The 22,962-nt window shown below is 71.1% G+C and carries 21 protein-coding genes and 1 pseudogene; 9 read left to right on the forward strand and 13 right to left on the reverse strand.

What is annotated here, in order from left to right; all coding sequences use genetic code 11:
* The first annotated feature begins 118 nt into the window (after positions 1-118).
* On the forward strand, positions 119-1,075 hold the full coding sequence (locus tag ACZ7IF_RS22975) for an ABC transporter ATP-binding protein (protein ID WP_470974184.1): 957 nt from the start codon (positions 119-121) through the stop codon (positions 1,073-1,075).
* A gap of 71 nt (positions 1,076-1,146) precedes the next feature.
* Here ACZ7IF_RS22975 and ACZ7IF_RS22980 read toward each other — a convergent pair whose 3' ends face one another.
* On the reverse strand, positions 1,147-2,256 hold the full coding sequence (locus tag ACZ7IF_RS22980) for an alpha/beta hydrolase (RefSeq protein WP_470974187.1): 1,110 nt from the start codon (positions 2,254-2,256) through the stop codon (positions 1,147-1,149).
* Positions 2,257-2,408: 152 nt separating this feature from the next.
* Between ACZ7IF_RS22980 and ACZ7IF_RS22985 the strand changes: the two genes are divergently transcribed.
* The 6 genes from ACZ7IF_RS22985 (at position 2,409) to ACZ7IF_RS23010 (ending at position 7,632) form a co-directional block, all read left to right on the forward strand.
* On the forward strand, positions 2,409-4,262 hold the full coding sequence (locus ACZ7IF_RS22985) for a phosphatidylglycerol lysyltransferase domain-containing protein (protein WP_470974190.1): 1,854 nt from the start codon (positions 2,409-2,411) through the stop codon (positions 4,260-4,262).
* 383 nt (positions 4,263-4,645) lie between these two features.
* Positions 4,646-5,518, forward strand: coding sequence for a dihydropteroate synthase (gene folP, locus ACZ7IF_RS22990; RefSeq protein WP_470974195.1), 873 nt, complete (start codon positions 4,646-4,648; stop codon positions 5,516-5,518).
* Positions 5,519-5,561: 43 nt separating this feature from the next.
* A complete protein-coding gene (locus tag ACZ7IF_RS22995; protein WP_470974198.1) occupies positions 5,562-6,005 on the forward strand; it encodes a nuclear transport factor 2 family protein in 444 nt (147 codons plus the stop codon).
* A 131-nt stretch (positions 6,006-6,136) separates the two neighbouring features.
* Positions 6,137-6,496: a dihydroneopterin aldolase gene (gene folB, locus ACZ7IF_RS23000; RefSeq protein ID WP_030010912.1), complete on the forward strand. Its 360-nt coding sequence runs from the start codon at positions 6,137-6,139 to the stop codon at positions 6,494-6,496.
* Positions 6,493-7,101 carry a 2-amino-4-hydroxy-6-hydroxymethyldihydropteridine diphosphokinase gene (folK, locus tag ACZ7IF_RS23005; RefSeq protein WP_470974201.1) on the forward strand — a complete coding sequence of 203 codons (609 nt, stop codon included), beginning with the start codon at positions 6,493-6,495 and terminating at the stop codon, positions 7,099-7,101. Before folB ends, folK begins: the two co-directional genes overlap by 4 nt.
* A 45-nt stretch (positions 7,102-7,146) precedes the next feature.
* The gene (locus ACZ7IF_RS23010; RefSeq protein WP_470974204.1) at positions 7,147-7,632 is read left to right on the forward strand and encodes a DUF3180 domain-containing protein; all 486 of its coding nucleotides are present in this window, start codon (positions 7,147-7,149) and stop codon (positions 7,630-7,632) included.
* A gap of 12 nt (positions 7,633-7,644) precedes the next feature.
* Here ACZ7IF_RS23010 and ACZ7IF_RS23015 read toward each other — a convergent pair whose 3' ends face one another.
* The 7 genes from ACZ7IF_RS23015 to dacB all read right to left on the reverse strand — a co-directional run bounded on the left by ACZ7IF_RS23015 (position 7,645) and on the right by dacB (position 15,456).
* Positions 7,645-8,031, reverse strand: a complete 387-nt coding sequence (locus ACZ7IF_RS23015) for a hypothetical protein (RefSeq protein WP_470974206.1) — start codon at positions 8,029-8,031, stop codon at positions 7,645-7,647.
* 4 nt (positions 8,032-8,035) lie between these two features.
* A complete protein-coding gene (folE, locus tag ACZ7IF_RS23020; protein WP_470974209.1) occupies positions 8,036-8,644 on the reverse strand; it encodes a GTP cyclohydrolase I FolE in 609 nt (202 codons plus the stop codon).
* A 95-nt stretch (positions 8,645-8,739) separates the two neighbouring features.
* Entirely contained in the window at positions 8,740-10,773 is a 2,034-nt protein-coding gene (gene ftsH, locus ACZ7IF_RS23025) for an ATP-dependent zinc metalloprotease FtsH (RefSeq protein ID WP_470974211.1), read from the reverse strand.
* Positions 10,774-10,980: 207 nt separating this feature from the next.
* Positions 10,981-11,541, reverse strand: coding sequence for a hypoxanthine phosphoribosyltransferase (hpt, locus tag ACZ7IF_RS23030; protein ID WP_007264874.1), 561 nt, complete (start codon positions 11,539-11,541; stop codon positions 10,981-10,983).
* Positions 11,542-11,606: 65 nt separating this feature from the next.
* The gene (tilS, locus tag ACZ7IF_RS23035) at positions 11,607-12,635 is read right to left on the reverse strand and encodes a tRNA lysidine(34) synthetase TilS (RefSeq protein ID WP_470974214.1); all 1,029 of its coding nucleotides are present in this window, start codon (positions 12,633-12,635) and stop codon (positions 11,607-11,609) included.
* 197 nt (positions 12,636-12,832) lie between these two features.
* Positions 12,833-13,978, reverse strand: a complete 1,146-nt coding sequence (locus ACZ7IF_RS23040) for a zinc-dependent metalloprotease (RefSeq protein ID WP_470974217.1) — start codon at positions 13,976-13,978, stop codon at positions 12,833-12,835.
* Positions 13,979-14,034: 56 nt separating this feature from the next.
* A complete protein-coding gene (dacB, locus tag ACZ7IF_RS23045; protein ID WP_470974221.1) occupies positions 14,035-15,456 on the reverse strand; it encodes a D-alanyl-D-alanine carboxypeptidase/D-alanyl-D-alanine endopeptidase in 1,422 nt (473 codons plus the stop codon).
* A gap of 183 nt (positions 15,457-15,639) precedes the next feature.
* On the opposite strand from dacB, the gene ACZ7IF_RS23050 reads away from it, so the two are divergent.
* Positions 15,640-16,134, forward strand: coding sequence for an inorganic diphosphatase (locus tag ACZ7IF_RS23050; protein ID WP_361600844.1), 495 nt, complete (start codon positions 15,640-15,642; stop codon positions 16,132-16,134).
* Positions 16,135-16,281: 147 nt separating this feature from the next.
* The gene (locus tag ACZ7IF_RS23055; protein ID WP_470974224.1) at positions 16,282-17,916 is read left to right on the forward strand and encodes a threonine/serine exporter family protein; all 1,635 of its coding nucleotides are present in this window, start codon (positions 16,282-16,284) and stop codon (positions 17,914-17,916) included.
* A 125-nt stretch (positions 17,917-18,041) separates the two neighbouring features.
* On the opposite strand, the pseudogene ACZ7IF_RS23060 reads toward ACZ7IF_RS23055, so the two are convergent.
* The 5 genes and pseudogenes from ACZ7IF_RS23060 to ACZ7IF_RS23080 all read right to left on the reverse strand — a co-directional run.
* Positions 18,042-18,725: pseudogene (locus tag ACZ7IF_RS23060) on the reverse strand (DedA family protein); the annotation flags it as partial.
* A gap of 143 nt (positions 18,726-18,868) precedes the next feature.
* Entirely contained in the window at positions 18,869-19,627 is a 759-nt protein-coding gene (locus ACZ7IF_RS23065; protein ID WP_470974226.1) for a MerR family transcriptional regulator, read from the reverse strand.
* 87 nt (positions 19,628-19,714) lie between these two features.
* Positions 19,715-20,227 (reverse strand): DinB family protein, encoded by a 513-nt coding sequence (locus ACZ7IF_RS23070; RefSeq protein ID WP_470974229.1) that lies wholly within the window; start codon positions 20,225-20,227, stop codon positions 19,715-19,717.
* 94 nt (positions 20,228-20,321) lie between these two features.
* Positions 20,322-21,779, reverse strand: a complete 1,458-nt coding sequence (locus ACZ7IF_RS23075; RefSeq protein ID WP_470974230.1) for an aldehyde dehydrogenase family protein — start codon at positions 21,777-21,779, stop codon at positions 20,322-20,324.
* 92 nt (positions 21,780-21,871) lie between these two features.
* Positions 21,872-22,750, reverse strand: coding sequence for a helix-turn-helix domain-containing protein (locus ACZ7IF_RS23080; RefSeq protein ID WP_470974231.1), 879 nt, complete (start codon positions 22,748-22,750; stop codon positions 21,872-21,874).
* Between the last annotated feature and the right edge of the window lie 212 nt (positions 22,751-22,962).

Below are 22,962 nucleotides of genomic sequence, written 5' to 3' on the forward strand. Positions count from 1 at the left end.
GCCTCCGAGCGACCATAACCCCCGGTGCCCGTGTTGGCCGGAATCATTCGCACAGCCGCAACACTCCCCTGACAAACCCTTCGCCCATCCGGGCGGCGTGTTGGTGGAGGATGGCGGGGTGATCCGATTCGAGCGAGTGACCAAGCGCTACCCCGACGGGACGACGGCCGTCGAGGAGCTGTCCTTCGAGGTCGCGGAGGGCGAGCTGGTCACGCTGGTGGGCCCGTCCGGCTGCGGCAAGACGACCACGATGAAGATGGTCAACCGGCTGATCGAGCCGACCTCCGGCCGGATCCTGCTGAACGGCGAGGACATCGCCGCCGCCGACCCGGTCGAACTCCGCCGCCGCATCGGGTACGTCATCCAGCAGGTCGGACTGTTCCCGCACAAGACGGTCCTGGAGAACACGGCGACCGTGCCCCAGCTGATCGGCACCCCGAAGGCCAAGGCCCGCGCCAGGGCGGCCGAACTGCTCGAACTCGTAGGGCTGGATCCGGCCGTCTACGGGAGCCGGTACCCGCAGCAGCTGTCGGGCGGGCAGCGCCAGCGCGTCGGCGTGGCCCGCGCGCTCGCCGCCGACCCGCCGGTCCTGCTGATGGACGAGCCGTTCGGCGCGGTGGACCCGGTGGTGCGCGAGCGGCTCCAGAACGAGTTCCTGGCGCTCCAGAAGACCGTCCGCAAGACGATCCTGCTCGTCACGCACGACCTGGAGGAGGCCGTCCGGCTCGGCGACCGGATCGCGGTCTACGGACACGGCACCATCGAGCAGTTCGCCCGCCCGGCCGCCGTGCTCGCCGCGCCCGCCACCGAGTACGTCGCCTCGTTCGTCGGCGCCGACCGCGGGCTCAAGCGGCTCGCGGTCACCCCCGTCGGGGCGGCCGACCTGACGGCCCCCGACGGCGGCCCGGACCCCGCCGTGACGGTGCCCCTGGGGGCGTCGCTGCGCGAGGCCCTCGCCGCCCTGCTCCAGGACGACTCCGGCCGGATCGGGGTCACGGACCCGGACTCCGGCGCGCTGGCCGGCGTACTGACCCCCGGAGGCGTGCACCGGGCGCTGCGCCGGGCCGACGCCTGACGCTCCCCCGGACACGCGTGAAGGGCCCGGCCGGAGCCGGGCCCTTCACGTACGGCCTGCGAGCACGGGGCTCAGGCCTGCATGCGGCCGCTCAGCCACACCAGCATCGGCGGGATCTCCCGGCGCCAGGTGTTGAAGTTGTGGCCGCCGCTGTCGAGGATGATCGAGGAGACCCGGTCCGGGCCCTTGACCAGCTTGATGAACTTCTTGGTGTCGTTCAGGTTGTCCTCGCCCTTCTCACTGGTCGTGACCAGGAAGGACGTACCCGTCGGCTTCTTGTCCTTGAGGCTCTCCAGCACGTCCGCGCGGGCCTTCAGCTTGCCGTCGCCGTGGAACAGGTCACCGGTCGTCGCGTCGTCCGCCGCCTTGTAGTACGCGGACAGGCCCACGGCCGCGCCGAAGGTCTGCGGGTGGTGCGCGGCGATCTTCAGGGCGCAGTAGCCGCCCGTGGAGTTGCCGATGAAGCCCATGTTCTGCGGCTTCTTGCCCACCCGGAAGGTGGACTGGATGGCCTGCGGCAGGTCCTGCGCGAAGAAGGTCTCGGTCTGCGGGCCACCGGGTATGTCCACGCACTCGGTGTCGCGCGGCGGCGCGATGGTCGGCCGCAGCATGACCAGGATCATCGGCTTCATCTTGCCCGCCTTGGCCTGCTTGAAGGCCGTCATCGGGTAGTTCAGCCCTTTGATCAGGTTCTCGGCGGTGCCCGGGTAGCCCGTCAGGACGATCGAAGCCGGAAAGTTCTGGTCCTTGTGCTGCGGCTGGAAGTACTCCGGCGGCAGCCACACGTAGCCGGGGCTCGTTATCTTCGACTTCTGGCCGGTTATGGCCACTTTCAGGATCTGCCCGCCGACCTGCGGCTTGCCACCGCCGGGCACGTCCAGCTTCTGCTTGTCGAGGACCTTGATGTCCTTGCTGCTCATCGAGTGGTCGACGACCTTGCCGATGGCCGTCTCCTGGCCGAACAGGTCGGCCCACGAGCCGTAGAAGAGGAACGACTTGTTCGCCGCGAGACCGACTGCCGAGAACAGCGCCAGCTGGGTCGCGAGCAGCAGGCCGATCCGGCCGAGAACCGCGCGCACGCCGCGCCCCGAGAGCTTCGGCCAGGCCCAGACCGTGACCGCGAACAGGGCCACGCCCGCGATGATGGCCAGGACCAGAACCGTATTACTGGTGAGACCCATGAGCAGTCAGTCGACTTTCTGATGGCAGGACTGGATTTTTCCGACGGAAGAGTGAACCCGCGCCCCGCCGATGTCGTCCTAGTGGACGCACCACACTCCGGAGGCTGTCACGGCCTTCGGCCACATGATCTCTCGCGGAGCAACGGGAAGCGATGTCTAGCAGGATAGATGGCGATAAGTCGGGACAGGTTCCGAGTACGGTCCGGCGAATCTTCCGCGGACCACGACCGGAGTCGGTGCCCGGTCTCGTAGGTACGGCCGTCATGATCGTCGGCCTTCTGGACATCGCGGCGGGCGTGTTCCCGCGATTCCGCCACAGCCGGATCCACGCCGTCACCGAGGTGCTGCCCGGATCCCTGGGCCCCTTCGCCGCGGCCCTCTCCATCAGCGCGGGCGTGCTCCTCCTGCTGCTCGCGCACGGTCTCAAGCGCCACAAGCGCCGTGCCTGGCGGGCCGCCGTCATCCTGCTGCCCGCCGGTGCCGTCGCGCAGTTCGCGTACCGCCACTCCGTCATCGGCGTGGTCATCTCGGCGGTGCTCCTCGCGCTGCTGGTGCGCCACCAGGGTGAATTCAAGGCCCTGCCGGACCCGCGCAGCCGCTGGAAGGCCCTGGCCAACTTCGTCCTGATGAGCGCCGGCTCCATCGGCCTCGGCCTGGTCATCGTCAACGTGCACCCGGGCAAGGTCGTCGGCCGCCCCAGCCTGTACGAGCAGATCACCCACGTCGTCTACGGCCTCTTCGGCTTCGAGGGCCCCGTCGACTACGCCGGCCGGGTCTCCTGGACCGTCGGCTACTCCCTCGGCGCCCTCGGCATGCTGACCGCCGTCACCACGATCTACCTGGCCTTCCGCCCCGAGCACCCGGCCGCCCGGCTCACCTCCGACGACGAGGAGAAGCTGCGCGAGCTGCTCACCAAGCACGGCGGCCGCGACTCCCTCGGCCACTTCGCGCTCCGCCGCGACAAGGCCGTCGTCTTCTCCCCCAGCGGCAAGGCCGCCGTCACCTACCGCGTGGTCTCCGGCGTGATGCTCGCCTCCGGCGACCCGGTCGGCGACGTCGAGGCCTGGCCCGGCGCCATCGAGCGGTTCATGGAGGAGGCCAAGGCCCACTCCTGGACCCCCGCCGTCGTCGGCTGCAGCGAGACCGGCGGCGAGGTCTGGACCCGCGAGACCGGCCTGGACGCCCTGGAACTCGGCGACGAGGCCATCGTCGACGTCAAAGACTTCTCCCTGTCGGGCCGCCCGATGCGCAACGTCCGCCAGATGGTCAAGCGCATCGAGCGCAACGGCTACACCACCAAGGTCCGCCGGGTCAGCGAGCTCACCGAAGAAGAGCTGACCGCCGTACGCGGCGCCGCCGAGGCCTGGCGCGGCACCGACACCGAGCGCGGCTTCTCCATGGCCCTGGGCCGCGTCGGCGACCCGGGGGACGGCGACTGCATCATCGCCACCGCGCACCGCGTGGAGGAGGGCGACACCAGCCCCTTCGGCGACCTCAAGGCCATCCAGCACTTCGTGCCGTGGGGCAAGGACGGCATGTCGCTGGAGATGATGCGCCGCGACCGTGGAGCCGACCCCGGCATGAACGAGCTGCTGATCGTCGCCTCCCTCCAGCAGGCCCCCGAGCTGAACATCGAGAAGGTCTCCCTGAACTTCGCGATGTTCCGCGCGGCCCTGGCCCGCGGCGAGAAGATCGGCGCCGGCCCGGTGCTGCGGGCCTGGCGCGGCCTGCTCGTCTTCCTGTCGCGCTGGTTCCAGATCGAGTCGCTGTACAAGTTCAACGAGAAGTTCCGCCCCCGCTGGGAGCCGCGCTTCATGGTCTACCGGCACCACCGCGACCTGCCGCGCATCGGCTTCGCCGTGATGCAGGCGGAGGGCTTCGTCACCCTGGCCCTCCCCCGCCTCTTCGCCAGCCGCCGCCGTCCCAAGCCGGTCCGCACCTGCACCCACACGGTCCACCCGGCCAAGGTCCCCGTCCAGCAGGACCGCGAGGTCCAGGCCGCCTAGCCCCCGCCTTTTCGACGCGCCGCTCGCGCGGCTCGGCGCCTGGGGCGCCTCACCGGCTTCGCGCCGCTGCGCCGGACTCCGTCCGGCGTGGCCGGGGCGGGGCCGGTTCGCGCATCCGGGGCCGGTGGGCGTGTGCGGGTGCCGTGCCGCTGCGCGGGGCCGGCCCCTCCCCGCCCTTCACCCGTTCTCGCCCCAATCGCCGGCGTTTGAGGCGCTGGGGGCACCTCCCAGCGGTAGCTGGGGCAGGGTCTGGGGGCGGAGCCCCCAGAAAGGGGTCCGGGGCAACGCCCCGGGGAACGGGCGAAGGGTGGGGCGGGGAGCAGCCCGCGCCGCGGCACACCGCGCAACCGCCCGGCCAGGGCAAGGGCTCTACCCTGGAGCCCATGAACAGCAACCTCGGGCCGGCCCCCAGGGGCAACGTCACAGGGCTGCCCGACTGGGACCGCTGCGCGGTCATGGGCGTCGTCAACGTCACCCCGGACTCCTTCTCCGACGGCGGCCGGTGGTTCGACACCACCGCGGCGGTCAAGCGCGGCCTCGAACTCGTCGCCCAGGGCGCCGACCTCGTCGACGTCGGCGGCGAGTCCACCCGCCCCGGAGCCACCCGCGTCGACGCCGAGGAAGAGCTCCGCCGGGTCGTGCCCGTCGTCCGGGGCCTGGCCTCCGAGGGCGTCACCGTCTCCGTGGACACCATGCGCGCGGCCGTCGCCGCCCAGGCGGTGGCCGCCGGCGCCACGCTCGTCAACGACGTCTCCGGCGGCCTCGCCGACCCCGGGATGATCCCGGCCGTCGCCGCCGCCGAGGTCCCCTTCGTGGTCATGCACTGGCGCGGCTTCAGCGACAACATGAACAGCCTCGCCGTCTACGACGACGTCCTCGCGGAGGTCACCGCCGAACTCCGCACCCGCATCGACGCCGTCGTCTCCGGCGGCATCGCCCCCGAGCGGATCGTCGTCGACCCCGGCCTCGGCTTCGCCAAGAACGCCGAGCACGACCTCGCCCTCGTCGCCCGCCTCCCCGAGCTGCGCGCCCTCGGCTTCCCGCTCCTCGTCGCCGCCTCCCGCAAGCGCTTCCTCGGCCGGGTCCTGGCCGGCGCCGCCGACACCGCCCCGCCGCCCGCCCGCGAGCGGGACGCCGCCACGGCCGCCGTCTCGGCCATCGCCGCGCACCAGGGCGCCTGGGCCGTACGGGTGCACGAGGTACGGGCGACCGCGGACGCGGTTCGGGTGGCCCGCGCAGTGGAAGGGGCTCTGTGACCCGCCCGACGCACACCCGCCGGACGTACAGGGAAGGGGCACGGTGAGCCGTACCGACATCGAAGCCGTCGAAGAGGCCAACACGGCCTTCTACGCGGCCATGGAGCAGGGGGACTTCGACACGCTGTCGGCGCTCTGGCTGGAGGACGAGATCTCCTGCGTCCACCCCGGATGGCCGGTGCTCTCGGGGCGGGGCGAGGTGCTGCGCTCGTACGCGCTGATCATGTCCCACACCGAGTACATCCAGTTCTTCCTGACCGACACCAAGGTGGCCCTCATAGGTGACACCGCCCTGGTCACCTGCACCGAGAACATCCTCAGCGGGGGCCCCTCGCAGGAGGCCGGGGAACTGGGCCCGCTGGTCGGTCAGCTGGTCGTCGCCACGAATGTGTTCCGACGCACACCGGAGGGCTGGCGCCTCTGGTCCCACCACGGTTCTCCGGTCCTCACGGACTCCGATGACGAGGAAGAAGAGGGCTCCGGCTGACCCCTAGGGCGGGGCCCGAGGTTTATCGCAGGTAAATTCGAAGGTGGACGACGCCGACCGCACTCGGCGTAGGCCCATGGCCCCGGGGAGTCCCGGGACCGGAAGCACCTACGAAAGCAGGAGTGATTCGCGTGGATCGTGTCGCGCTGCGCGGCCTCAAGGCTCGCGGGCACCACGGCGTCTTCCCCCGGGAACGCGAAGAGGGCCAGACCTTCATCGTCGACCTCGTGCTGCACCTGGACACCCGCCCGGCCGCGGCCGGTGACGACCTGGCCAAGACCGTGCACTACGGGGTCGTGGCCGAGGAGGTCGTGGACGTGGTCCAGGGCGAGCCCGTGGACCTGATCGAGACCCTCGCCGAGCGGATCGCCCAGCAGTGCCTCAAGCACGAGGCTGTGGCACAGGTGGAGGTCGTCGTCCACAAGCCGGACGCGCCGATCACCGTCCCCTTCGACGACGTGACCATCACGATCACCCGGAGCCGCGCATGAACAACGGACTGAGCGCCCAGAGCGACCCCACCGTCCAGCCGGTACCCGCCTCCGTCGTCGAGGCGGTCGACGCGGCGGACACCACCCTGTCCAACCCCAAATGGGCCGTCGTCGCGCTCGGCGCGAACCTCGGCAACCGCCTGGACACCCTCCAGGGGGCCATCGACGCCCTCGGCGACACCCCGGGACTGCGGGTCAAGGCCGTCTCCCCGGTCTACGAGACGGAGCCGTGGGGCGTCGAGCCCGGCTCGCAGCCCTCGTACCTGAACGCCGTCGTCGCCCTGAAGACGACCCTGCCGCCCTCCTCCCTGCTGGAGCGGGCCCACGCGATCGAGGAGGCCTTCGACCGCGTCCGCGAGGAGCGCTGGGGGCCGCGCACGATCGACGTCGACATCGTGACGTACGCCGACGTGGTCTCCGACGACCCCGTCCTCACCCTGCCGCACCCCCGGGCGCACCTGAGGTCCTTCGTGCTGGCCCCCTGGCACGACATCGACCCCGGGGCCCAGCTGCCCGGCCGCGGCCCCGTCGCGGAGCTGCTGGCCACGATCGGCCTCACCGGTGTCACGGCGCGCCCCGACCTGGAACTCCGCCTGCCGGAATAGCCGTTAGCGTGTTCAGGTAGCAGCCACTGAACAGGGGACGGGCAAGTGAAGCAACTGAGGCCGGCGGTCCTGGCGGGCATCTTCGCGATCGCCGGGGTGCTGTCCTGGGCGGGCGCCCGCCTGTGGAACGCGTACGGCACCCTGCCGGGCGTCCCGCTGGCCGCGCCGATCGTGCTGGCGGTGATCGCCGCCGTCCTGCTGGCGACGGCCTTGTCGATGCGCGCCCGCCTCAAGGCCCAGCGGGAGCGCCGCCCGGGGGCGAAGGGCGTGGAGCCGCTGATGGCGGCCCGGGCGGTGGTCTTCGGCCAGGCGAGCGCCCTGGTCGCGGCCCTGGTCGCGGGCATGTACGGCGGTGTGGGCGTCTTCCTGCTCACCGACGCCCTGGACGTCCCCGCCCGCCGCGACCAGGCCTGGTACGCGGGCGGCTCGGTCATCGCCGGAGCCGCCGTGGTCGCCGCCGCGCTGTTCCTGGAGCACGTGCTGAAGCTCCCCGAGGACGACGACCCGGGCAAGGCCCGCGCCACGGCCTGAGCCCGCCGGGGGCTACTCGTAGCGGTGCCCCAGCCACTCCCAGAGCGGGCGCGGCCCGGGCCCGCGGTCCTCCCAGTCGCAGAACTGGAGGTCCGCCAGGGCGCCCTCGAAGGCGAACAGGGTCGCCTCGCCGTCGTAGCCGCCGTCCGGGCCGATCAGGGAGGCCCCCGCCACGGGGCCGAAGCGCCGGCCCGTCGGCGCGGCCGGCACGGCGTCCGCGTCCACCCGCAGGTACGCGCAGGGGCAGGAGCAGCCGCTGTCGCGCATCTCGGCGTACGGGATCTGCGCCCGCAGGCCCCGGTGGACGTCGGACGCGCCGTCGAGCAGCAGCTCCAGGGTGCGCCGGACGTCCTCGCTCAGCGGCTCCCAGACGGCCTCCCCGGCCGCCCGCTCCGTCACGGGCTCAGCGCGCCATGATCAGGCTCATGGCCTCGTTGCGGGTCGCGGGGTCGCGGAGCTGGCCGCGGACCGCCGAGGTGATGGTCTTGGCGCCGGGCTTGCGGACGCCGCGCATGGTCATGCACATGTGCTCGCACTCGATGACCACGATGCAGCCGCGCGGGTCCAGGATCTCCATCAGGGAGTCGGCGATCTGCGTGGTCAGCCGCTCCTGGACCTGGGGGCGGCGGGCGAAGACGTCCACCAGGCGGGCCAGCTTGGACAGGCCGGTGATCTTGCCGTCCGTGGACGGGATGTAGCCGACGTGGGCCACGCCGTGGAACGGGACCAGATGGTGTTCGCACGAGCTCATGACCTCGATGTCCTTCACCAGGACCATCTCGTCGTGGCCGAGGTCGAACGTCGTGGTCAGTACCTCTTCGGGCTTCTGGTAGAGGCCGGCGAATATCTCCCTGTACGCCCGCGCCACGCGCGCCGGGGTCTCCAGGAGGCCTTCGCGCTCCGGGTCCTCGCCGACCGCGATCAGGAGCTCGCGGACGGCCGCCTCGGCGCGCTTCTCGTCGAACTCGCCGATCGTGCCCTCGCCACCGGTCAGGGTCACTGGGTCGGTCATCTCATCCTCGTTCCTGTGCGCACGCGCGGCTTCGTACAAATGTGCCGCGCCCCCCAGGCTAGAACCTGGGGGGCGCGGCTTCCATTCCGGGTGGGTCAGGCTTCGGGGCGGTCCTCCGGGGCCACCTCGATGCCCTTCTCCGTGGAGACCGGCGCCGCGGCTGCCGCCGAGGTGCCGTTCGCGGAGTTCGTCAGCTGGAGCTCCTTGGGAGAGAGCACCGGCGGACGGGTGGAGGGGGTACGGCGGGAGGAACCGGTCCACGCCGGACGGGCCGGACGCTTCACGATCGTGGAGAAGATCTCGGCGATCTCCTCCTTGCCCAGCGTCTCCTTCTCCAGGAGCGCGAGGACGAGGTTGTCCAGGACGTCCCGGTTCTCGACCAGGATCTCCCAGGCCTCGTTGTGCGCGGTCTCGATGAGCTTCTTGACCTCTTCGTCGACCAGCGCCGCGACCTCTTCCGAGTAGTCCCGCGGGTGCGACATCTCGCGGCCCAGGAACGGCTCGGTGTTGTCCCCGCCGAACTTGATCGCGCCGAGGCGCTCGGTCATGCCGTACTGGGTGACCATCGCGCGGGCCGTCGCCGTGGCCTTCTCGATGTCGTTCGCGGCGCCGGTGGTCGGGTCGTGGAAGACCAGTTCCTCCGCCGCGCGCCCGCCCAGCATGTAGGCGAGCTGGTCGAGCATCTCGTTGCGCGTGGTCGAGTACTTGTCCTCGTCGGGCAGGACCATGGTGTAGCCCAGGGCCCGGCCGCGGGACAGGATCGTGATCTTGTGGACCGGGTCGGAGTTCGGGGAGGCCGCCGCGACCAGGGCGTGTCCGCCCTCGTGGTACGCGGTGATCTTCTTTTCCCTGTCCGACATGATCCGGGTCCGCTTCTGCGGGCCCGCCACGACGCGGTCGATCGCCTCGTCCAGCATGTGGTTGTCGATCAGCTTCTTGTCCGAGCGGGCCGTGAGGAGCGCGGCCTCGTTCAGGACGTTGGACAGATCGGCACCGGTGAAGCCGGGGGTGCGGCGGGCGACGGCCGAGAGGTCGACGTCCGGGGCGACCGGCTTGCCCTTCTGGTGGACCTTGAGGATCTCCAGACGGCCCTGCATGTCCGGCCGGTCGACCGCGATCTGGCGGTCGAAGCGGCCCGGGCGCAGCAGTGCCGGGTCGAGGATGTCGGGGCGGTTCGTGGCGGCGATCAGGATGACGCCGCCCTTCACGTCGAAGCCGTCCATCTCGACCAGGAGCTGGTTGAGGGTCTGCTCGCGCTCGTCGTGGCCGCCGCCGAGACCCGCACCGCGGTGCCGGCCGACGGCGTCGATCTCGTCGACGAAGACGATCGCCGGCGCGTTGGCCTTGGCCTGCTCGAACAGGTCACGGACGCGCGAGGCACCGACACCGACGAACATCTCGACGAAGTCGGAACCGGAGATCGAGTAGAAGGGAACGCCGGCCTCGCCCGCGACGGCACGCGCGAGCAGGGTCTTGCCGGTGCCGGGCGGGCCGTAGAGCAGCACGCCCTTGGGGATCTTGGCGCCGACGGCCTGGAACTTCGCCGGCTCCTGGAGGAACTCCTTGATCTCGTGGAGCTCCTCGACGGCCTCGTCCGAGCCCGCGACGTCGGCGAACGTCGTCTTCGGGGTGTCCTTGGTGATGAGCTTCGCCTTGGACTTGCCGAAGTTCATGACCCGGGAGCCGCCGCCCTGCATCTGGTTCATCAGGAACAGGAAGACGACGACGATGAGGACGAAGGGCAGGAGCGAGAGCAGCACGCTCAGGAACGGGCTGGTCTTGTCCGGCGTGACGGAGTAGCCGTCCGGGATCTGACCGGCTTCGTACTTGTTCTGGAGGTTCTGGGCGAGCTGGACGCCCTGGTCCCCGATGTAGTTGGCCTGGAACTTGGTGCCGCTGTTGTTGCCGAGCTTCTGGCCCTTCTTCAGCTCGATCTTGATCATCTGGCTGTCACCGGTGGTCAGCTTGGCGCTGTCCACCTGGCCACTGTTGATCGCCTTGATGACCTCGCTGGTCTCCACCGACTTGTAGCCGCCGCCGGAGCCGACGACGTTCATCAACACGACCACGGCGAGGACGGCCAGCACGATCCACATGACCGGCCCACGGAAGTATCGCTTCACGTCCATCCATACGGGGTGCCGGGCACCCCGTCCCTCCTGCCCGTAGGTAAATGCTGCTGTGAGTAAAGACTGTTCTTCGGAATGTACCTCTGTATTGTCACCCGCGGCCTCGTGGGACGGCTGACAGACCCGCCTTCCCAAGCTCCAACGTCGGGAACCGCCCCCGGGTTCCCCCGGGGGCGCCGCCGGTGACGGCGTCCTTGACGGCCGGGGTCAGCCGCCGTAGACGTGCGGGGCGAGCGTGCCGACGAACGGCAGGTTGCGGTACTTCTCCGCGTAGTCGAGGCCGTAGCCGACGACGAACTCGTTCGGGATGTCGAAGCCGACCCACTCGACGTCGATGGCGACCTTCGCGGCCTCGGGCTTGCGCAGCAGCGTGACGACCTTGAGGGAGGCCGGCTGGCGGGAGCCGAGGTTCGACAGCAGCCAGGACAGGGTCAGGCCCGAGTCGATGATGTCCTCGACGATCAGGACGTGCTTGTCCTTGATGTCGGTGTCGAGGTCCTTGAGGATCCGCACCACGCCCGAGGACTGGGTCCCGGCGCCGTACGAGGACACCGCCATCCAGTCCATGGTGAGCGGGGTGGACAAGGCGCGCGCCAGGTCCGCCATCACCATCACGGCGCCCTTGAGCACACCGACGATGAGCAGGTCCTTGCCCGCGTACTCCGCGTCGATCTTCGCGGCCAGCTCGGCCAGCTTCGCGTCGATCTCTTCCTTGGTGATGAGCACCGACTGGAGGTCGTTGCCCATGTCCTTCTCGTCCACCCGCATCACTTTCGTTGTCGGCCGGGGCTCCGGGGGTGCCCCCGGAGGACTCAGCCGTGTTTCAGCACCAATCAGCCCTGCCGGATGACAAGTCTGCCACCCTGCCGCTGGGCCTCGACGCGGCCGGGCAGGTTGATGGCGCCCTGGCCCCGCCATCCGGTGATGAGGCGGTCGACTTCCTCGATGTGGCGGGCGAAGAGCGAGCCGGCGGGGGAGCCCGCCGCGACCACGGCCCGGCGCAGCACCCGGCGGCGGACGGCCGGGGGCAGCGCGTACAGCTTGGCGCACTCCAGGCGGCCGTCCTCGTCGCGCACGCCCGCCTCGGCGTCGGCGGCCCAGGCGTCGAGGGCGTCGGCGTCGTCCCGGGAGAGCTGGGCGGTGCGGGCGAGCGCTTCCACGACTCCCTTGCCGAGCGCCTTCTCCAGGGCGGGCAGTCCCTCGTGGCGCAGCCGGGAGCGGGTGTAGGCGGGGTCGAGGTTGTGCGGGTCGTCCCAGACGGGCAGGGACTGGACCATGCAGGCCTTGCGGGCGGTCTGCCGGTCGACCTGGAGGAAGGGCCGCCGGTAGCGGTTGGTGCGGCCGGGGCCGCCGGAGACCTCGGCCATGCCGGAGAGCGAGCGGATGCCGGAACCGCGGGCGAGGCCCAGCAGGACGGTTTCAGCCTGGTCGTCACGGGTGTGTCCGAGCAGCACGGCGCAGGCTCCGAGCCGGTCCGCGGCCTCGTCCAGGGCGGCGTAGCGGGCGTCGCGCGCGGCGGCCTCGGGTCCGCCCTCGCGGCCGACGCGCACGGCGACGGACTCCACCGGGTCGAGGCGGAGCGCGGTCATCCGGGTCACGACCTCCGCGGCGCGCAGGTCGGAGCCGACCTGGAGGCCGTGGTCGACGGTGATGCCGCCCGCCCGGATTCCGAGCTTGGGGGCCTCGAAGGCGAGGGCGGAGGCGAGCGCCATGGAGTCCGCGCCGCCGGAGCAGGCGACGAGGACGAGGGGCTGGGCGCCCGCCGCGCGGGGGCGGGGGATGTCGGTGAGGTCGGTGAGGACGTCGTGGAGTACGCGGCGGACCGCCAGGCGTATCGCCGCGACCGCAGGATGGGGACCCATGTCCGGTGCCCTTCGTGGAGTTCGGATGCTCGGAGGCTTCGGGTGTTGCGCGGGGGGAGATGCGGAATGTCACTCAGAGTGCGTCGATGGTGACAGAACCGAGCCGTTCCCCGAGCATCGCACGCCCTTCCACGGCTCACGGTCCCTCGGAAGGGTGATGCTGCTTCCCCCAGTGAGACATGTTTACGCCTCCTGCTTCACCTTTCTTCGCTCTGCGTGCCCCCCTTGCGGTGGACCCGGGCCACCCAGTCCGCGGGGCGGGCGATCTCGGTCTTGGTCGGCAGGGTGTTGGGCGAGGTCCACACCCGGTTGAAGCCGTCCATGCCGACCTGGCCGACGACGGCCCGTACGAAGCGCTCGCCGTCGCGGTACTGGCGCAGCTTGGCGTCGAGGCCCAGGAGCTTGCGCAGGGCGGCGTCGAGGCGGCCCGCGCCGCTGGCCCGGCGCTGCTGGAACTTCTCCCGGATCTCGGCGACGGAGGGCACGACCTCGGGTCCGACGCCGTCCATGACGAAGTCGGCGTGGCCCTCCAGCAGGGACATGACGGCGGTGAGCCGGGCGAGCACCTCGCGCTGTTCGGGGGTCTGGACGAGTTCGACCAGCGAGGGGCCCTCGTCGCCGCGTTCGCCCTCGGCGCGGGCTCCGGCGAAGGACTGGACGGCTTCGCGCAGCCGCTCCAGGACGGCTCCGGGCTCCAGCTCGGTGGCGCCGAGGAAGGTCTGGATCTCGCCCTCCAGGTGGGCGCGCAGCCAGGGGACGGCGGTGAACTGGGTGCGGTGCGTCTCCTCGTGCAGGCAGACCCAGAGCCGGAAGTCGTGCGGGTCCACGTCCAGCTCGCGCTCGACGTGCACGATGTTCGGCGCGACGAGCAGCAGCCTGCCGCCGGTGGCGGCGCCGCCCGGCAGGTCGGGGCCGCCGGGCGCGAAGGTCTCGTACTGGCCGAGCACGCGGGAGGACAGGAAGCTGAGCAGCATGCCCAGCTCGACGCCGGTGACCTTGCCGCCGACCGCGCCGATGACGGCGCCGCCGGGGGTGGCGGAGCGGCGGTCCTGCATCTTGCCGAGGAGCGGGCCGAGCAGTTCGCGGAAGCCCGCGACGTTGGCCCTGACCCAGCCGGCCCGGTCGACGACGAGGACGGGGGTGTCGGGGAGGGGGGAGCCCTCGGGGATCATCCGGGTGAACGCGCGCACGTGCTCCTCGGAGGTCCTGGCGTGCCGGCGGAGCTCCGCCACCACGGCCCGGGCCTCGTCGCGGCTGACCTCCGGACCCGGCCTCACCAGCCGGGTCGCGGTCGCCACCGCGAGGTTCCAGTCGACCATCTCCGCACCACCGATGCTCGTCATGCGTCAACCGTACGTGGACCCGCGCCGCGGCGGATCCCCCTCTGCGGCCCGATGAGCTACGAAGTGGCGGCGACGGCGGCGGCCAGTTTGTCGAGGCCCTTCTCGGCGGCGGGTTTGTCGGGGGCGTTCGCGGTCAGGAAGGCGAAGGCGAGCAGGCGCCCGGACGGGTCGACGGCGGTCCCGGCCAGGGAGTACACGCCGGTCAGGGTGCCCGTCTTGGCCCGGACCAGGCCCGCTGCCGGGGAGTCGCCGGCGTTGCGGGTGCGCAGGGTGCCGGTGAAGCCCGCGACGGGCAGTCCGGTGAGGACCGGCCGCAGCTCGGGGCGGCGGGGGTCGGCGGCCTTGACGAGCAGGCCCGTCAGGAGGCGGGTGCTCACCTTGTCGGCGCGGTTGAGGCCGCTGCCGTCGGCGAAGCGGGAGCCGGTGAGGTCGACGCCGAGGGAGGCCAGCTTGTCGGAGACGGCCTTCTCGGCGCCCTCGAAGCTGGCGGGCTGGCCGGCGGCGAGGGCGGTCTGGCGGGCGAGGGCCTCGGCGATGTCGTTGTCGCTGTTGGTCAGCATCCGCTCGACGAGCCCGGCGAGGGGGGTGGAGAGGGTGGTGGCCAGCGGCTGGGTCCCGGCGGGGGCCTTCGCCCTGGCCGGTTCGCCGCCCACCTTGATGCCGCGGTCCCGCAGCAGGGCGGCGAAGGCGCGGGCGGTGTCCCTTGAGGGGTCGTCGGTGCGCGCGACGGGCCCGGAGGTGGAGTCGTCGGGGCGGCCCTCGTCGGCGGTGAGGGCGGTGACGGGGGCGATGTTGGCGTTGTCGTTGGCGGTGACGCGAATGGGGTGGAGGACGGCTCCGGTGTAGAGGGAGTCGTCGTAACCGAGGGTCACGGTGTCGGTGCCGGCGGCCTTGAGGGCCTGGGCGGTGTCGGCGGCGAGGGCCACCAGGCTGCCGCCGGAGCCGGCGGGGCTCTTCTTCTTGGCGGTGAGGGACGGGTCGCCGCCGCCGACCAGGACGATCTCCCCGGGGCCGGCTCCGGGGGCCACGGTGGTCCGGATCCGGTGTTCGGGCCCGAGCGCGGCCAGGGCGGCGCTCGCGGTGGCGATCTTGACGGTGGAGGCCGGGGTCATGGCGTCGCCCGCCCCGGCTTCGTAGAGCACCTGTCCCGTCGCGACGTCGACCACCGAGGCCCCGCGTGCGGTGCCCAGCGCGGGGTCCGCGAGCAGGGGCGCGAGGGCCCCGGCGAGCGCGGCTCCGCCGGCGTTCGGGCGCGGGGCGAGCCGGGGCAGCACCCCGGGAGCACTGGGCGCGGCCTGCGGGAGGCCCCCGGCGGCGTGATCTGCGCCACCCGTCCGGCTCCAGGAGGCGGCCCTGTCCCGCTCGGCCTTACGCTGGCCGGAGTCCCAAGGACCGGCGGTGGCGACCGCCGCGGCCGACAGGGCGAGGCCGGCGACGGCCGACCCCGCGATGAGCTGCCACGTCTTGACCAATGGCACCTCGGACCAGCCCCTTTCGCGATCACACATATGCGTGAGGGACACTTAATCACTGCGTCTTGCCGCGAGCATGGCACCCCACCCGCAGGGCTGGGCCGGACGCGCACGCATTTGAATCAAAATGCCGTCTCGAAGCAGTCAAGCTTCGGCACTGGGCCGGAGCTGATCATGGAGGAGCAGGACGTGGAGTTCGACGTCACCATCGAGATCCCCAAGGGTTCGCGGAACAAGTACGAGGTGGACCACGAGACCGGCCGGATCCGCCTGGACCGTCGCCTCTTCACCTCGACCAGCTACCCGACGGACTACGGCTTCGTCGAGAACACCCTCGGCGAGGACGGCGACCCGCTGGACGCGCTGGTCATCCTTGACGAGCCGACCTTCCCGGGCTGCCTGATCAAGTGCCGCGCGATCGGCATGTTCCGCATGACGGACGAGGCGGGCGGCGACGACAAGCTGCTGTGCGTGCCGGCCTCCGACCCGCGTGTCGAGCACCTGCGCGACATCCACCACATCTCCGAGTTCGACCGCCTGGAGATCCAGCACTTCTTCGAGGTCTACAAGGACCTGGAGCCGGGCAAGTCCGTCGAGGGCGCGAACTGGGTCGGCCGCACCGAGGCCGAGGCCGAGATCGAGGCCTCGTACAAGCGCCTGGAGGCGCAGGGCGGCCACCACTGAGCTCCGCCGCTCGGCAACGCCTGACCGCAGCGGGCGGCACCCCCACGGGGGCGCCGCCCGCTGCGGCGTTCCCGGCCGCCCCGCTTCGCCATGGACGAAACGATTCCGCATACTGATACCGCCAGGTGATCAAGGGTGGGAGGATGCGTGGCGGAGGCCGAAGGGGCAGCGGACAAGAAACCCGCGTCCGACGAGGCGCGCAGCGCCTTCACCCCGCCGCCCGGGATGGAGCCTGAGGTTCCGGTCGAGGACCAGCCCACTTCCGAGTTCGCCCTGCCTGAGGGCACCACCACTCCCCCCGCCGAAGCCGAGGGCTCCGCGTTCGCCGCCCCGGCCACCTACAGCGCCAGCCAGTCCCCGCCCGCCCACACCCCCCTCCCGGCCCACGGCTTCCCCGCCTCCTCCCCCTGGCAGGACCGGATGCGCACGATGCTGCGCATGCCGGTGGACGTCCGGCCGGTCCCCGAGACGGTCCAGCGGCAGAGCGAGTCCGGCCCCGCCGTCGGCCGCGTGCTCGACCTCACCCTGCGCATCGGCGAGCTGCTGCTCGCGGGCGGCGAGGGCGCCGAGGACGTGGAGGCCGCGATGTTCGCGGTGGCCCGCTCCTACGGGCTCGACCGCTGCGAGCCCACCGTCACCTTCACCCTGCTGTCGATCACCCACCAGCCCTCCCTGGTCGGCGACCCCGTCTCCGTGCAGCGCACCGTGCGCCGCCGCGGCACCGACTACACCCGCCTCGCCGCCGTCTTCCGGCTGGTCGACGACATCAGCGCGCCCGAGGTCGAGGTCTCCCTGGAGGAGGCCTACCGCCGCCTCGCCGTGATCCGGCGCAACCGCCACCCGTACCCCACCTGGGTGCTCACCGCCGCCGCCGGGCTGCTCGCCGGGGCCGCCTCCATCCTGGTCGGCGGCGGGGTGACCGTCTTCTTCTGCGCCGCCCTCGGGGCCGTCCTCGGCGACCGCCTCGCCTGGTACTTCGCCGACCGCGGGCTGCCCGAGTTCTACCAGTTCGTCGTCGCCGCGATGCCGCCGGCCGCCATCGGGGTGGCCCTGAAGATCGCCGAGATCGACGTCCGCTCCTCCGCCGTGATCACCGGCGGCCTGTTCGCCCTGCTGCCCGGACGGGCCCTGGTCGCGGCCGTGCAGGACGGACTGACCGGCTTCTACATCACCGCCTCCGCCCGCCTGCTGGAGGTCATGTACCTCTTCATCGGGATCATCGTCGGCGTGCTGGTGGTGATCTACGTCGGTCTCCAGTTCGGCGCCTCGCCGAACCCGGACGAGGTGCTCCAGATCCCGCACCGCCCGGTGCTCCAGATCCTCGCCTCGATGGTCCTGGTGTTCACGTTCGCGATCCTGCTCCAGCAGGAGCGCTCCACGGTGTGGATCGTGACCCTCAACGGCGGGGTCGCCTGGGTGACCTTCGGCGCGCTGCGCGCCGCCGAGCTGCCGCCGGTGCCGTCCACGGCCATCGCGGCCGGCCTGGTCGGCCTGTTCGGGCAGCTCTTCTCGCGCTACCGGTTCGCCTCCGCCCTCCCGTACGTGACGGCCGCGATCGGGCCGCTGCTGCCGGGTTCGGCCACGTACTTCGGGCTCCTCTCGATCGCCGAGAACCGGCTCGACGCGGGGCTCGCCTCGCTCACCAACGCCGCCGCCATCGCGCTCGCGATCGCGATCGGAGTGAACCTCGGTTCCGAGACCTCACGGCTCTTCATGCGGATCCCCGGGGCGCGCAGCGCGGCCAAGCGCCGGGCCGCGGCGAAGCGGACCCGCGGCTTCTGAGGCCCTGGGGCCCACGGCCCCGGGTACGCGTACGCCCCGGAGACGGGCGGTCTCCGGGGCGTACGGGGGGATTCCAGGGGCTTGGCCGGGTGTCAGCGCTTGGCGTGGCGGCCGCGCTGGCCGGGGGCCGGCGGCTGCTCCTGCTGCGGGTAGCCGGGCTGCGCAGGGGCGGCGGCCGCCTCGGCCTTCTTCGTCTTGCGGGCCTTCAGCACCTCGAAGATCACCGGGATCACCGAGATCAGCACGATGCCGATGAAGATCGGCTCGACGTTCTTCTTGATGACCTCGAACTGGCCCAGCTGGTAGCCGAGGACGGTGACGCCCGCGCCCCAGAGGATGCCGCCGATGACGTTGAAGGTCAGGAAGGTCCGGTACTTCATCGCGCTGGCGCCGGCCACCATGGGCGCGAACGTGCGGATGATCGGGACGAAGCGGGCCAGCACGATCGCCTTGGGGCCGTGCTTCTCCATGAAGTCGTGCGCGGCGTCCAGGTTCTCCTTCTTGAAGACCTTGCTGTTCGGCCGGTTGAACAGCTTGGGGCCGAAGAACTTGCCGAGCAGGTAGCCGACCTGGTCGCCGAGGATCGCGGAGGCCGCGATCATCGTGCAGACCAGCCACAGCGGCTGGCTGATGTCGCCGCTGGCGACGAAGAGGCCCGCCGTGAACAGCAGGGAGTCGCCGGGCAGGAACGCGAAGAAGCCCGATTCCGCGAAGACGATGACCAGGATGCCGATCAGGCCGAAGTGCCCGATCAGGTACTCCGGGGACAGCCACTCGGGGCCGAGGGCAAGCGTGTAGAGGGGTTCCACGTTTCCGGGCTCTCCTGGATCAGGGGGACGTCTGCGGTGGGGGACGCGACATGGCAGGCGGTCTCAATTATGAACGCACACCGCCCCCACCGGGTTCCAGGGACCGGAGGGGGCGGGATGGGTGAAGGTTCCGCTACGCCGGGCTACGCCTTGCGCACGGCGTTCGCCGTGATCGCGTCCCGCAGGTGCTCGGCGACGCCGGGACCCATCGAGTCGTAGTAGGCCTTGAAGCGCTCGTCCTCGACGTACATGTCACCGAGGCAGGTGTGCATCTCGTACGGGCAGTCGTAGTACCACTGGCCGATGTGCAGGCGGTGCTCCTCGGCCATGTCCATGGCCGCCCCGCCCTCCGCCGGCTCGCCCGCCGCCACCAGCGCCGCGTACCGGGCGCCCCAGTCGGCGGACTCGTCCTGGATGCGCTTCCAGTCGTCCTTCGTGTAGCCGGCGGCCCTGCGCTGCGACTCCGCGTAGGCCTCCGTGCCGCCCCAGCGCTGCTCGGCCTCCTCCGCGTACTGCTCGGGGTCCTTGTCCCCGAAGACCTCGAACCGCTCCTCGGGCGTGAGGTTGATGCCCATCTTCTTCGCCTCCATGGCGTGCTCGACGGCCTTGGCCATCTGCTGGAGCCGGGCGATCCGATCGGACAGGAGGGCGTGCTGCCGGCGCAGGTGCTCCCTCGGGTCCGAGTGCGGATCGTCCAGCAGGACCGCGACCTCGTCGAGCGGGAAGCCGAGCTCCCGGTAGAACAGGATCCGGTGCAGCCGGTCCAGGTCGGCGTCGTCGTACCGCCGGTGTCCCGCGCCGCTGCGGCCGCTCGGGGAGAGCAGCCCGATCTCGTCGTAGTGGTGCAGGGTGCGCACCGTGACTCCGGCGAAACCGGCGACCTGGCCCACGGAGTAGCCCATCGCTTTCCGCTCCTTACGGTTGGGTACGCCCCCCACTGTGCTTCCTCACGCCACGTGAGGTGCAAGTCCGGTTTTCCGGGCGGGGTGTCAGCCCATCGCCTTCGTGCCGTCCAGGGTCTCGCGGATGATGTCCGCGTGGCCCGCGTGCCGGGCGAACTCGCGGACCAGGTGCAGGAGCATCCAGCGCATCGAGACCGTGGCGTCCTTGGGGAACCAGGGGGCCGGCGGCAGCGGGAAGGTCTCGTCCAGGCTGGGGACCGTCTTGACGAAGTCGGCCGTCTGCTCCTTGACCGTGTCCCAGAAGGCGAGGGCGGAGGCGAGGCTCTCCCCCTCGGTCAGCCGGAAGCCTTCGTGCCAGTCCGCGGGCGCGCGCCCGTGCTCGTTCGGCTTCTGCTGGGCCAGGCGCAGCCAGGTGAGCTCGACCTCCGCGACGTGCTTGACCAGCCCGCCCAGGGACAGCTCGCTCGCGGTCGGGCGGCTGGAGGTCTGCTCCTCCGTGAGCCCGGACGCCGCCCTGCGCAGGGCCTCGCGCTGGTCCTCGACGAACAGCAGGAGCGTGCCGCGCTCGTCGCCGGCGACTTCCTGAGTGGGGTGTGCCATGACCGACCGCCTTTGCCGTGGTGGTGTGGGGGCCTTTCCCCCTGACACCGACCACGCTACGGGCGATTGCGGTCAGGTTCTGTCCTGAACCCCTCTAGAACGGGAAAGTCGTCCGGCCGTGCTGGACCGAGATCCATTTCTGGGTGGTGAAGGCCTCCACGGTGGCCTCGCCGCCCAGGCGCCCCAGCCCGGAGGCCTTCTCGCCGCCGAAGGCCGCCAGGGGCTCGTCGCCGATGGTGGAGTCGTTGACGTGGATCATGCCGGTCTCGATGCGCCGGGCGAAGCGGACGCCGCGCTCCACGTCGCGGGTGTGCACCGCGCCGCTGAGCCCGTACGGGGTCGCGTTGGCCAGGCGTACGGCCTCCTCCTCCCCGTCGAAGACCACCAGCAGGGCGACCGGCCCGAAGATCTCCTGGCCCAGCAGCGGGGAGTCCTCGGGGAGGTCGGCCAGGACGGTCGGCTCGACCAGGTTGCCGCGCGTAGATCCCCGTACGAGGGCCCGCGCCCCGGACTCCACGGCGCGGTCCACGAGCGCGGTCAGCGCGTCCGCCTGGAAGGAGTTGATGAGCGGGCCGATGTGGGTGTCGGCCTCGCGGGGGTCCCCGGTCTTCAGGGCGCGCACGCGGGCGGTGAACTTCTCGGTGAACTCCTCGGCCACGCTCACGTCGACGAGGATCCGGTTGGCGGCCATGCAGACCTGGCCCTGGAAGACGAAGCGGCTGAAGACGGCCGCGTCCACCGCGTAGTCGACGTCGGCGTCGTCGAGGACGACCAGGGCGCTGTTGCCGCTCAGTTCGAGGACGGTCCGCTTGAAGTGGCGGGCGGCGACCGAGCCGACGTGGCGGCCGGTGCGGTCGGAGCCGGCGAAGGAGATGACCTTGGGGACGGGGTGGGTCAGGATCGCGTCGCCTATCTCCGCGATGTCCGTGACCAGCACGTTCAGCAGTCCGGCCGGCAGGCCCGCGTCCTCGAAGATCTTGGCGATGATCCCGCCGCCGGCCACCGGGGCGTTCTGGTTCGGCTTGATCACGACCGCGTTGCCGAGCGCCAGCGCCGGGGCGACCGACTTCAGGGTCACCAGGAAGGGGAAGTTGAAGGGGCTGATCACCGCCACCACGCCGACCGGGAGGCGCTGGACCCGGTTCTCCTTGCCCGCGACGGGCGAGGGCAGGATGCGGCCCTCGGGGCGGACGGCCAGCTGGACCGCCTCGCGCAGGAACTCCATCGCGAGGTGGACCTCGTACTCGGCCTTGGGACGGGTCCCGCCGAGCTCGTCGATCATCGCCTCGACGATCTCCTTCTGGCGTTCCTCCGTGATCCGCAGGGCGCGCTCCAGGACGGTGCGTCTCGCGTAGGGGCCGGTGGCCGCCCAGTCGCGCTGGGCCCGCTCGGCGGCACGGTAGGCCCGGTCGACCTGCTCGACGGTGGCCACGGTGACGGCCGCGAGCTTCTCCCCGTTGTACGGGTTGACGTCGATGATGTCCCACGAACCGGTGCCGGCCAGCCATTCGCCGTCGATGTACTGGTGAGCCAGGTCGGTGAATATGGACATGCCATCCCTTACTGCGAGCGCGCACCCTTGCGCTGCACCGGAGACCGATCGGTCATCTTCATGCACTGATCAGACGTCATAGTACGTGCGGTTCAAGACAGTTGGAGGAGTCCGCGCAGGAGATCGCGGGTCTGGCCGGGATCGGGGCAGTCGGCCTGGAGCCGCTCCATCGCCCGCGCGTACTGGGCCACTTCTTCTTCTTTGTCCAGGTAGAGCGCGCTGGTCAGCTGTTCCAGATAGACGATGTCCTGGAGGTCGGACTCGGGGAAGCGCAGCAGGGTGAAGGCTCCGCTCTCGCCCGCGTGGCCGCCGAAGGAGAAGGGCATCACCTGGAGCCGCACGTTGGGCCGCTGACTGATCTCGATGAGGTGTTCGAGCTGGCCGCGCATCACGTCCCTGTCGCCGTACGGGCGGCGCAGCGCGGCCTCGTCGAGGACGGCGTGGAAGACGGGCGCGTTCTCGGAGACCAGGACCTTCTGGCGCTCCAGGCGCAGCGCGACGCGGCGGTCGATCTCGGCGGCGGTCGCGCCGGGCATGCCGCGGCGCACGACGGCCTGGGCGTACGCCTCGGTCTGGAGCAGGCCGTGGACGAACTGCACCTCGTAGATCCGGATGAGGGAGGCCGCTCCCTCCAGCCCGACGTACGTCTGGAACCACCCGGGCAGCACGTCGCCGTAGCTGTGCCACCAGCCGGCCGCGTTGGCTTCGCGGACCAGGCCGAGCAGGGACTCCCGCTCGGCGCCGTCGGTGACCCCGTAGAGCGTGAGGAGGTCCTCCACGTCCCTGGCCTTGAAGCTCACCCTTCCCAACTCCAAGCGGCTGATCTTCGATTCGGATGCGCGGATCGAGTAGCCGGCCGCCTCACGGGTGATGCCGCGGGATTCTCGGAGTCGCCTGAGCTGTGAGCCCAGGAGGATGCGGCGCACCACAGAACCGCTGGCTTCTGCGGTCACTAGTCCTGCCCTCCCCATCGCAATGGTGTGCGCGTGGTGTGCGCGTGCCTCGGCGGGGCCCCCGTACCCCGGTGCCGCAGTCTGCCACCAAAACGCATCGGCCCGTACTCGTTCTGTAACGGAATCCGGCGTCCCGGAAAAGAAGTCCGTAAGTATGCGTAGGAAGAAATGAGCAAGAACCGTCACGGGAGTGGACGGGTCGGGCGCGTGCACGTGCATCTGCCCTTGCA

This window comes from Streptomyces sp. NPDC037421, from assembly GCF_055602105.1.